Annotated in this window: 5 protein-coding genes and 1 pseudogene; 2 read left to right on the top strand and 4 right to left on the bottom strand. The window is 69.6% G+C overall.

Features of this window, described 5'->3' with window-relative positions; translation table 11 throughout:
• Together ACFTZL_RS33235 and ACFTZL_RS33230 are read right to left on the bottom strand one after the other, a co-directional pair.
• A partial coding sequence (locus tag ACFTZL_RS33235; protein WP_382590440.1) for a CaiB/BaiF CoA transferase family protein occupies positions 1 to 1,161 on the bottom strand: 1,161 nt, incomplete at its 3' end.
• Between the two features lie 142 nt (positions 1,162 to 1,303).
• Positions 1,304 to 2,215: a LysR family transcriptional regulator gene (locus ACFTZL_RS33230; protein WP_382590443.1), complete on the bottom strand. Its 912-nt coding sequence runs from the start codon at positions 2,213 to 2,215 to the stop codon at positions 1,304 to 1,306.
• 162 nt (positions 2,216 to 2,377) lie between these two features.
• On the opposite strand from ACFTZL_RS33230, the gene ACFTZL_RS33225 reads away from it, so the two are divergent.
• A complete protein-coding gene (locus tag ACFTZL_RS33225; RefSeq protein ID WP_382590437.1) occupies positions 2,378 to 5,827 on the top strand; it encodes a discoidin domain-containing protein in 3,450 nt (1,149 codons plus the stop codon).
• On the opposite strand, the gene ACFTZL_RS33220 is transcribed toward ACFTZL_RS33225, so the two are convergent.
• Positions 5,772 to 6,809: a LacI family DNA-binding transcriptional regulator gene (locus ACFTZL_RS33220; protein ID WP_382590434.1), complete on the bottom strand. Its 1,038-nt coding sequence runs from the start codon at positions 6,807 to 6,809 to the stop codon at positions 5,772 to 5,774. The genes ACFTZL_RS33225 and ACFTZL_RS33220 overlap by 56 nt on opposite strands.
• A gap of 209 nt (positions 6,810 to 7,018) precedes the next feature.
• Here ACFTZL_RS33220 and ACFTZL_RS33215 point away from each other — a divergent pair, with 209 nt between their 5' ends.
• Positions 7,019 to 10,141 (top strand): family 78 glycoside hydrolase catalytic domain, encoded by a 3,123-nt coding sequence (locus ACFTZL_RS33215; protein WP_382590431.1) that lies wholly within the window; start codon positions 7,019 to 7,021, stop codon positions 10,139 to 10,141.
• A 65-nt stretch (positions 10,142 to 10,206) separates the two neighbouring features.
• On the opposite strand, the pseudogene ACFTZL_RS33210 reads toward ACFTZL_RS33215, so the two are convergent.
• A pseudogene (locus tag ACFTZL_RS33210) lies at positions 10,207 to 10,553 on the bottom strand (TetR/AcrR family transcriptional regulator); the annotation flags it as partial.

Here is a 10,553-nt window from a genome sequence, read left to right as displayed (position 1 = left end):
GGCGGCGTCGAGTTCGGCGAGGACTTCCTCGGTGTCCTGGCCCGCGACCGGGGCCAGCCGGCGGATCGAGCCGGGGGTCGCGGAGAAGCGCACCGGGATGCCGATGGTGCGGACGGTGCCCTCGGTCGGGTGCTCGACGGTGTCGAGCAGGTGACCGTCGCGGACGTAGGGGTCCTCGTGGGCGTTCTCCAGCTCCAGCACCGGCGCCATCGGGATGCTGTGCTTGGCGCACACCTCCGCCCACTCCTCGGTGGTCAGCTCAGGGGCGCACACGCCGATCAGCTCGGCCAGGCCCTCGTGGTCGGCACTGTCGATGGCGTCCCCGCCGACCCGCGGGTCCTCGGCGAGGTCCGGGCGCCCGGCGGCCGTGAAGAAGTCACGGTAGTTCTGCGGGTTGTACGGGATGACACAGGCCAGGCCGTCCTTGGTGCGCACCGCCTTGTGGCCCTTGAGCATCGACAGCGGGAAGCCGGTGGGGCTGCTTTCGGGGACGTGGGTGTGGCCCGCCAGGTGCTCGACGAGGTTGAAGGCGATCAGCGTGTCCGTCATCGGGATCTCGACCTGCTGGCCCAGGCCGGTCCTGTCCCGGTGCAGCAGGGCCGCGAGCACGCTGTAGGCGATGGTCAGGGAGGAGACCTTGTCGCCGATGATGGTCGGCAGGTAGACGGGCTCGCCCAGTGCGCGGTCGGCGATGTCCACCAGGCCGGACGCGGCCTGCACGGTCTCGTCGTACGCGGCGTGGCCGGCGCGGTCCGAGTCGCCGCGGAACCCCTGGGCGTGCGCGTAGACGAGCCGCGGATTGCGGGCGGCGATGTCGGCGTACGACAGACCCAGGCGGTGCAGCGCGCCGGGCCGCATGTTCGTGATCAGCACGTCCGCGGTGTCGACCAGGTCGAGCGCGCGCTCCCGGTCGGTCTCGTCCTTGAGGTTGAGGGTCACGCTCCGCTTGTTGCGGTTGACGTTCAGGTTCAGCGGAGTCATGCCCGGTGTCGTGCGGTAGTGGCCCACGCGCACGGTGTCTGCGGGCGACTCGATCTTGATCACGTCGGCGCCCAGGTCACCGAGGATCTGGGCGGCGTACGGGCCCATCACCACGGTCGAGAGGTCGATCACGCGCACGCCGTCCAGAGGGCCGGCGGTGGTGTCCGTGATTTCCGTCATCGTTACCTTCACTCCTAGCTTCACCGCATGTGTGTATCTGGAAACTAAGTTAGCAAGGGCTGGTCTCGAACGGAATGACCAAATAACGAAAAGCGGTATGACCGCAGTGGTCATACCGCTTTATGAGGAGGGTTCTGAGGATTCAGGCGTGCAGAGGCTCGGCGAATACCTCGCAGGCCGTTGTGATGACTTCTTCCAGGTCACCGCCGTCAGCTCGGTCCTTGCGCCAGAACAGGCCGGTCTCCAGTGTCGGATGGAAATCCGAGAAGGGGAGGACCGCCACATTGTCAAGACGGTAATTCTGTACAGGGCTTCTCGAATCCAGCATGGAAATGGAGAATGCCAGACCACTGGCCACTATCTCGGAAACTCCGTCGAAAGTGACGCTGCTCAGTTCGATCCGCTTCTTGATGCCGAGGTCGGACAGTTGCTGGTCGAGCCCGCGGAAATACGCGTTGGTCACGGCCGTGGGGGAGCCCGCGTAGGCGAGGTCGGCCAGCTCCGCCAGCGCGACCGACTCCCGCCCCGGGAACCGGTCCCTGGGCACGACCGCGCCGAGCCGCTCCGACATCACCGGCAACTGTTCCAGGGCGGGGTCACCGCCGACCGGGAGCCGGGCCAGCGTCAGCGCGAGCCGCCCGTCGCACACCGCGTCGACCAGCCGGTCGGTGCCGCCCGGCCAGCGCTTGATCTCGAAACGGTCGCCGACCCGCTCGGCGAGGGCGTCCATCCGTTCGCGCAGGTCCGGATGGATGCCGCTGGGGACGCCGAGCAGCAACGTGGTCCGCTGCGGCCGGGACGTCTCGTCCAGTCGCCACCGGATGGAATCGACCTGCTCCAGAACACCGCGCGCGATCGGCAGCAGCGCCGTGCCGGCCGGGGTGAGCCTCACCCGATGCGTGTCGCGGTCGAACAGCCGGTGCCCGAGCTCGCTCTCGAGATCCTTGATCCGCCGGCTCAGCGGGGACGCCGCCATGTGCAGCTTGCGGGCCGCGGTGGAGAAGTTCAGTTCTTGGGCGACGGCGACGAAGTAGCGCAGGTGTAGGAGCTCCACGCCGCCCACCCTAGCCACCTTCTGCCCAACCCATTGACAAGCCCTTCCCGGGGAGCTGAAGATCGCGCCTGCAAGACCAGGATTGAATCGATTCAAAAGGTAAATCCCAAGAAGGTCGCCCCTCATACCCCCTCCTCGACGCACTCTGGGAAGGTCCCCTCGATGCATAACGTTTCCCGCCGGGCTGCCCTGCGGTCGGCCATAGCCGTGGCCCTCGCACCCACGCTGGGCTCCCTGGTCCTTCCCGGCCTCGCACCGGCCGCGGCCGCCGCGGAGTCCTGGACCGCGAAGTGGATATGGGCGCCGTCCGATTCGACGAACCAGTGGGTCGCCTTCCGCAGGTCGTTCCGGCTGGCTTCCGCACCGACCGAGGCCGTGACGCGGATCGCGGTGGACTCCAAGTACTGGCTGTGGGTGAACGGCACGCTGGTCGTCTTCGAGGGCGGCCTCAAACGCGGCCCCAACCGCACCGACACCTACTTCGACGAGATCGACCTCGCCCCGCACCTCAACAGCGGCGACAACACGATCGCGCTGCTCGTCCGGCACTTCGGCAAGCAGGGCTTCTCGCACCACAGCAGCGGCAAGGGCGGTCTGCTGTTCCAGTCGGACCTCAGGACCGGCACGACGACCACCCGCCTGGTCAGTGACACCGACTGGAAGCACACCGTCCACCCCGGCTACTCCCACGACACCAGTGGTCCGCAGGCGAACTTCCGGCTGCCCGAGTCGAACATCCACTACGACGCCCGCGACGCCACCGCCATCGCGGGCTGGCGGTCCCCGGGATTCGACGACAGCGGCTGGACAGCGCCCACCGGCTTCGGGGCCGCCGGCTCCGCGCCCTGGAACAACCTCGTCCGGCGGCCCATCCCGCTGTTCCGCCACTCCGGCCTGAGGTCCTACATCAACGCCTCCGCCCTCCCCGGCACCGGCCAGGGCTCCACCGCGATCTCGGCCGCCCTCCCGTCCAACATCCAGGTCACCCCGTACCTCAAGGTGGACGCTCCGGCCGGCGCGGTCATCGGGATCCGGACCGACCACTACGACGACGGCGCCAACCTGACCGGGATCGAGCCCGGGACCGGCTACAACGTCCGCTCCACCTACGTCTGCACCGGCGGAGTCCAGGAGTTCGAGTCGCTGGGCTGGATGAGCGGCACCGCGGTCCGGTACACCGTCCCGGCCGGTGTGACGATTCTGGAGCTGAAGTACCGGGAGAGCGGCTACGACACCGACTTCGCTGGCTCGTTCAGCAGCGACGACGCCTTCCTCGACACCCTGTGGTCCAAGGCCGCCCGCACGATGTACGTCAACATGCGGGACAACTACATGGACTGCCCGACCCGCGAGCGCGCCCAGTGGTGGGGCGACGTGGTCAACCAGCTCAAGGAGGGCTTCTACACCTTCGACACCAGATCCCACGCGCTCGGCGCGAAGGCCATCTCCCAGCTTGTCTCCTGGCAGGAGTCCGGCGGGGTGCTCTACTCCCCGATGCCGTCGGTGATCTGGACCGCCGAACTGCCCGTCCAGATGCTCGCCTCGGTCTGGTCCTTCTGGACCTACTACCTCCACACCGGCAACGCCGACGCCGTCACCCGGGCCTACCCGGCGGTGAAGAAGTACCTGAACCTGTGGAGCCTGGACGGCGACGGCCTGGTCGCCCACCGCGCGGGGGACTGGGACTGGCAGGACTGGGGCAGCGACATCGACGCCCGCGTCCTCGACAACTGCTGGTACTACCTGGCCCTGGACACGGCCGCCAAGCTGGCAGACCTCAGCGGCAGCAGCGGCGATGCGGCCGGCTGGAAGGCCCAACGGGACAGCATCAAGGCCAACTTCGACCGCGTGCTGTGGAACGCCTCCGGCAACGAGTACCGCTCACCCGGCTACACCCGTGGCACCGACGACCGGGCCAACGCCCTGGCCGTCGTCGCGGGCCTGGCTCCCGCCTCCCGCCACCGTGCCGTCACCGAGGTGCTGCGCACCCACCTCAACGCCAGTCCGTACATGGAGTTCTACGTCCTGGAGGCGCTGTATCTGATGGGCGCGGCCACCGTCGCCGAGGAGCGGATGCGCAACCGCTTCGCCGCCCAGGTCGCCGACCCCGCCTGCCACACCCTGTGGGAGCTGTGGGACAAGGCCGCGGGCACCGACAACCACGCCTGGAACGGGGGGCCGCTGTACGCGCTGTCCGCGTACGCCGCCGGTGTGCGCCCCACCCGGCCCGGCTGGACGACGTACGAGGTGATCCCGCAGACCGGCACGCTCACGAAGATCGACACGGTCACGCCCACCGTCCAGGGCGACATCCGCTTCGGCATCCGGCGCGACGGCACCCGGGTCACCCTGACGCTCACCTCACCGAACGGAACGACCGCTCGCGTGGGCGTCCCCACATACGGCGGCTCCCAGCCCCTCATCGAGGCGAACGGCACCACCGTCTTCAGCGGCGGCTCTTTCAGGGGCGGCGTCAGCGGTCTCGGCCGGGACGGCAAGGACTCCTCGTACGTGTACTTCACCGTCCGGCCCGGCACCTGGACCTTCACGGCGACGGGCACCGGCCGACTCGACAACCTCGCTCTGGGCAGGCCCGTCACCGGCAACAACAGCCTGGAGAACAGCGACTGGGGCAGAGACAGGCTCACCGACGGCAAGCTCACGAGCCTGACCGGGGCGAAGGGCTTCACCAGCAAGGAGTTCGCCTCCGCCGACGTCGGCGCGAACCCCGTGTGGGTGGAGATCGACCTCGGTTCGGACACGGACCTCGACGCCGTACGGCTCTTCCCCCGCACCGACACGTCCGCGGCGGGCGGCGGTACGGCGGGTTTCCCCGTCGACTTCACTCTGCAGACCCGGGGTGACGGCTCCGGTACGTACACCACCGTCCGCACGGTCACCGGCCAGAGCAACCCTCGCGGGCTCGTCCAGACCTACGGTTTCAAGACGACCACTGCCCGCCATATCCGTCTGCGGGCCACCAGGCTCGGCGCGCCCGCCGTCGACGAGTCCGCCGCGTACCGTCTCCAACTCGCCGAACTCACGGTCCCCACCGCCGCGACCACCGTCACCGGCAACTACACCCTGGAGAACGGCGACTGGGGCAAGACCCGCGTCCTGGACGGCACCACCACCAGCGTGGCCGGCGCCAAGGGCTTCACCAGCATCGACTTCTCCTCCGCCGACGTCAGCGACACGCCGGTGTGGATCGAGGTCGACCTGGGCGCCGACCGGGCGATCGGCAGCGTCACCCTTCATCCGCGCACCGACACGTCTGCCGCGGGCGGCGGTACGGCGGGTTTCCCCGTCGACTTCACCCTGCAGACCCGGGGTGACGGCTCCGGTACCTACACCACCGTCCGCACCGTCACCGGCCAGAGCAACCCCGGGGGAGCCGCCCAGACCTACACCCTCACCTCCGCCACCGGCCGCTACCTGCGCCTGCGCGCCACCAGGCTGGGTGCACCCGCCGCCGACGAGACGACCAGGTTCCGTTTGCAGCTCGCCGAGATACGCGTCGGACAGGACGTCGTACGCCGACCCCGGAGCGGCCGGCCTAGAGAGACGGAGGGGCCGTGGTCCGGCGCGGCACGAGCGTGGGGGAGAGCATGACCCGGCTCGACGGCCGGTGACGGTCGGCGATCCGGTCCAGCAGGAGGCGTACGGAGTTCCTGCCCATCTCGTGCCCCGCCTGGTCGACGCTGGTCAGTGAGATCGGGCCGAGCGCGGCGAAGGTGGTGTTGTCGTAGCCGGCCACCGAGATGTCGCCGGGGACGGACAACCCGGCCTCGCCGACCGCTTCCAGGACACCCATGGCGACGACGTCGGCCCCGGCGAAGACGGCCGTGGGCCGGTGCGGGCGGGTCAGCAGTTGCTTCGCGCCCTCGTAGCCGCCTTCCTGGGTGTAGCTGGTGGAGACGACATCGATCGACTCCTCCAGGCCGAGCGCCCGCATGGCCAGCCGGTATCCGTCGGCACGCCGGGCGTTGGGCATCTCCGCGAGGCGTGCGGGATCGGTTTCGTGATGATCGATGTGGGCGATCCGGCGATGCCCGAGACCGGCGAGATGGCCGACGACCAGGGACGCGCCCTCGATGTCGTCGTCGGCCACCGTGTCGTACAGCGGAGACGACCCGTGCCGGCCGATGACGACGGTCGGCACGGCGGAGGCCACATGCTCCAGGCGGTCTCGCGACGACACGGGGGCGACCAGGACGATGCCGTCCATGCCGCGGTCGATCATCGCCTCGGTGACGCGGGCCTCGGCCTTTTCGCCGTTGCAGCCCGGTCCGAGGAACACCTGGTACTCGGTGTCCTCCAGCGAACCCGTGATGCCGTCGAGGATCTCGGGGAAGAAGGGGTTGCGGATGTCGGGCAGCATCACGCCGATGGTGTACGTCTGGCCACGCAGGGCCCTCGCGCCCGCGTGCGGACGGTAGCCCAGTTCATCGATCGCGCGCCGCACCTTGGCACGCATCTCGGGGCTGGCTCCGTAGGCGTTGCGCAGCACCTTGGAGACGGCGGTCGTGGAGACATGGGCGTGACGCGCGACGTCGACGATGGTGACTCTGCGACGTGGTGCTGGCGGCTCCATCCGGTCCCTTGCCTCTCTGGGAAACGCTGCCGCCGAGTGTATGCCCGGCATCTTGACGTCCCGCAGGGTGCTCTCTAGGGTCGGGCCCACCCTTCTTCGGAAAACGTTACCCACGATCGACCGCAGGGCGACATCCACCTCACGTGCCAGGCCGGATTGGGCTCTGGACAACGCGATTTTGAATCGATTCAATATGGGAGGAAGCAGGCGTGAGTCATGATGCAGTGCGTCGCCGGACCGTGCTCGCCGCGACGGCCGGTGTCGTGTCGGTAGGGGCCGGTGCCACGGGAGGCGGCACGAGTGCCGCCGCGGAAGCGTCCCGCCTTCCGGAGGGCCACGCGGTGGGAGCGCTGACCGTCGAACACCGCACCGATCCCCTCGGCATGGACGCGAACAGGCCGCGCTTCGGGTGGCGCATCCGGTCGGCGACCCGTGGCCGGAGCCAGGGGTCGTACCGGATCCTCGTGGCGAGCTCGCCCGACAGGCTCTCCGCCGCCCGCGCGGACGTCTGGGACAGCGGGCGCGTCCGCTCCTCCGACTCCGTGGCCGTCCGCTACGAGGGCAAGCCGCTCAGCGCCTCCACCCGCTACCACTGGACCGTCACCGTCTGGGACGCGGAAGGCCGTCCGGTCGGTGTCGCGTTCCCGTCCGCGTTCGAGACCGGCCTGATGAGCACCGACGGTGTGGCCGGGTGGGACGGCGCGCAGTGGATCGGGATGAAGGGGAAAGCGCCCGGCTCGGCCGGTGCTCCCATGCTGCGGCGGGAGACACCCCTCAGGACCGACGGCCGGCGGCGGGTGCGCGAGGCGAGGCTGTACGTCTCGGCTCTCGGGGTCTACGACGCCTACGTCAACGGACACCACGTGACCGTCCCGCAGGACGGCGGCACCACGATCGAACTGCTGCCCCCGGGCTGGACCAACTACGACGCCCGCATCAATTACCTGACGTACGACGTCACGGATCTCGTGACGCGGGAACAGGCGGTCACCCTCGCCTTCGTCCTGGGCAACGGCTGGTACAACGGCCGGGTCTCCGAGGGCAGCACGTACTACTCGAAGGACGGCAACGCCCTCGCGGTCAAGGCCAAGCTGCTGCTCCGGTACGCCGACGGCACGTCGCAGTCGGTCGTCACCGAGCCGGACGGCACCTGGAAGGCCACCGACACCGGCCCCTACCGGGCCGACGACATCTACGACGGCCAGACCTACGACGCCCGGAAGGAACTGCCGGGCTGGACGGCGCCCGGATTCGACGACAGCGCGTGGGCGGACGTGCAGCGCGTCGCCTTCGAGGACAAGTACCCGGACGTGCGACTCCTCGCCTACCCGGCCGAGACGGCGCGCCTCATGCCGAAGTGGGACCGCCGGCCGCGGTCGATCACCGTGGCCACCGGGGTGACCGGCCAGGACGACAGCCCCAATGGCAAGGGGAGCATCGTCGTGGACCCCACCCGGACGGTGACCGACCCGGAGCAGGCGGCCTCCGCCGCTGTCACGATCGGCAGCGGCGAGACCGCCGTCTTCGACCTCGGCCAGAACATGGTCGGCGTCGCCCGCTACCGCCTGCGCGGCCCGGCCGGCGCCCGGGTCGAGTTCAGGTTCGGCGAGATGCTCAACGACGACAGCGCCGGCGCGGACGGCCCCGAGGGCTCCCTCTACCGGGCCAACCTCCGCAGTGCCAAGGCGACCAGCACGTACATCCTCAAGGGCGACCGGCACGGCGAGACCCATCAGGACGCCCTGACCTTCTACGGTTTCCGCTACGTGTCGGTCACCGCGACGGAGACCGTCACGATCACCGGTCTGACCGGCAAGGCGGCCACATCCGCGATCCGCGAGACCGGCAGCCTCACCACGAACGATCCCGACATCGACCGGCTGATGAGCAACATCCGTTGGGGCCAGCGCGGCAACTACCTCTGGGTGCCCACCGACTGCCCCCAGCGCGACGAACGCCTCGGCTGGACCGGCGACACCCAGGTCTTCGCCATGACCGGCCTGTACAACGCGGACGCCGGCGTCTTCCTCCGCCACTTCCAGGACACCGTCGTCGACTCCCAGACCATCTACGGCACGGACAAAGCACAGTTCACCGGAGTGGCCCCCGGCGGGCGGTACAACTTCCCCGACGGCGGCAGCGGTTGGGCGGACTGCGGGGTCGTCCTCCCATGGACCGTATGGCAGATGACGGGTGACGCGACCGTCGTCGAGGCCAACTGGCCTGCGATGACCCGCTACCTGGACTGGATCCGGGAGCGGACCGGTGACACCTACGCCGGTCAGGGGTCACTCACCGGCGACTGGCTGGCACCGCAGAAGACCAGCGCCCAGCTCATGAGCGACGTCTACTACGGCTACTCCGCGCGGTTGATGGAGCAGATGGCCCGGGCGATCGGCCGGAGCGCGGAAGCGGAGTCGTACCAGCGCCTCTTCGGACGGATCAGGAAGGCGTTCATCGCCAAGTACCTGAGCACCGAGGGCGGCCAGGTCACGGTGAGGTCCAGCCTGGGCGAGGCCTCCCCGATCGAACCGGGCGCCGACCCGAACCAGAAGACGGAGGACAACAGCCAGACGGCGCTGCTGTGGGTCCTCAAGCTCGGCTTCTACGAGACACAGGCGCAACGCCGCGCGCTCGTCGGGCACTTGGCCGACAACATCGGCAACGACGCGGCCTACAAGGCGGCGCACCCGGACAGCAGCCGGGTCAGGTACGCCGAGAACACGCTGTCCGTCGGCTTCCTGGGCGTCAACGTCCTGGCCCCCGTCCTGTCCGACGAGGGCCGCGCCGACCTGGCGTACGAGCTGCTGCACCAGGACGCCCTGCCGTCCTGGCTGTACTCGGTGAAGAACGGCGCCACCACCGTCTGGGAGCGCTGGAACTCCTACTCCGAGGACGCCGGCTTCGGCCCGGTCAGCATGAACTCCTTCAACCACTACGCCTACGGCGCGATCATGGAGTGGATGTACACGCACATGGCCGGCATCGCCCGTGACCCGGACAGCCCCGGCTTCAAGCACTTCCTGCTCCGGCCCCACCTCGACCCCACGGGCAGGATCACGCGGGTGGCGGGCTCGTACGAGTCGCCGTACGGCGAGATCAGAAGCGCGTGGGAGGTCGTCGAGGCGGGGCGGGCCCTGGCGTACGAGGCGGTCGTGCCCGCCAACAGCGAGGCGACCGTGCGCCTTCCGGCGGCATCCGCCGATGCCGTCCGTGAGGGACGCACCCCGCTGGCCCGGGTGCCCGGAGTGCGCTTCCTCGGATTCGAGGACGGGGTCTGCGGGTACCGCCTGCCGTCCGGTCGGTACCGGCTGACTGCCGCATTGCGCTGATGTCCCGCCCGGGCCCGACGTAGTTCGCGGCGCCTCCGCACGGGCACTCCTTCCTGCCCCTGAGGTCAGCCGCTCCGGTCCGCCTCCGGTCCGGCGAGGGCTGCCGGGCCCGAGCGGCGCATGGCCTGGTCGAGGGCGTCGTGCTCGGGCGGGGCGGGCAAGGGGCCGCGGGCGGGGGCCTCGAAGGACTGGATGAACAGGGCGACGACGCGGCGCCAGGTGTCCGGGGCCGCGTCGCCGGCGGCGTTGACGACACCGGCGTTGGCCATGTGCACCAGCACCAGGTCCGATGGATCGAAGTCCGCACGCAGCCGGCCGGTCGCCTTGGCCCGGCCGATGAGCTCGATGTAGGCCTCGTACGCCGCGTCGCGGCGCTCCTCCAGGGCCTTGGCGGTGGGGAAGGTCATGGTCA

This window comes from Streptomyces sp. NPDC056948 (genome assembly GCF_042674225.1).
GTDB lineage: Bacteria > Actinomycetota > Actinomycetes > Streptomycetales > Streptomycetaceae > Streptomyces > Streptomyces purpurascens.
Note: the sequence above shows the minus strand (reverse complement) of the source record. Positions and strands in the feature narration are given on the sequence as shown.

What these genes read in the sequence shown, in the direction of transcription:
- ACFTZL_RS33220 (WP_382590434.1), bottom strand. Translation starts at nt 6,809, where the DNA reads ATGGAGCCGCCAGCACCACGTCGCAGAGTCACCATCGTCGACGTCGCG.
- ACFTZL_RS33225 (WP_382590437.1), top strand. Translation starts at nt 2,378, where the DNA reads ATGCATAACGTTTCCCGCCGGGCTGCCCTGCGGTCGGCCATAGCCGTG.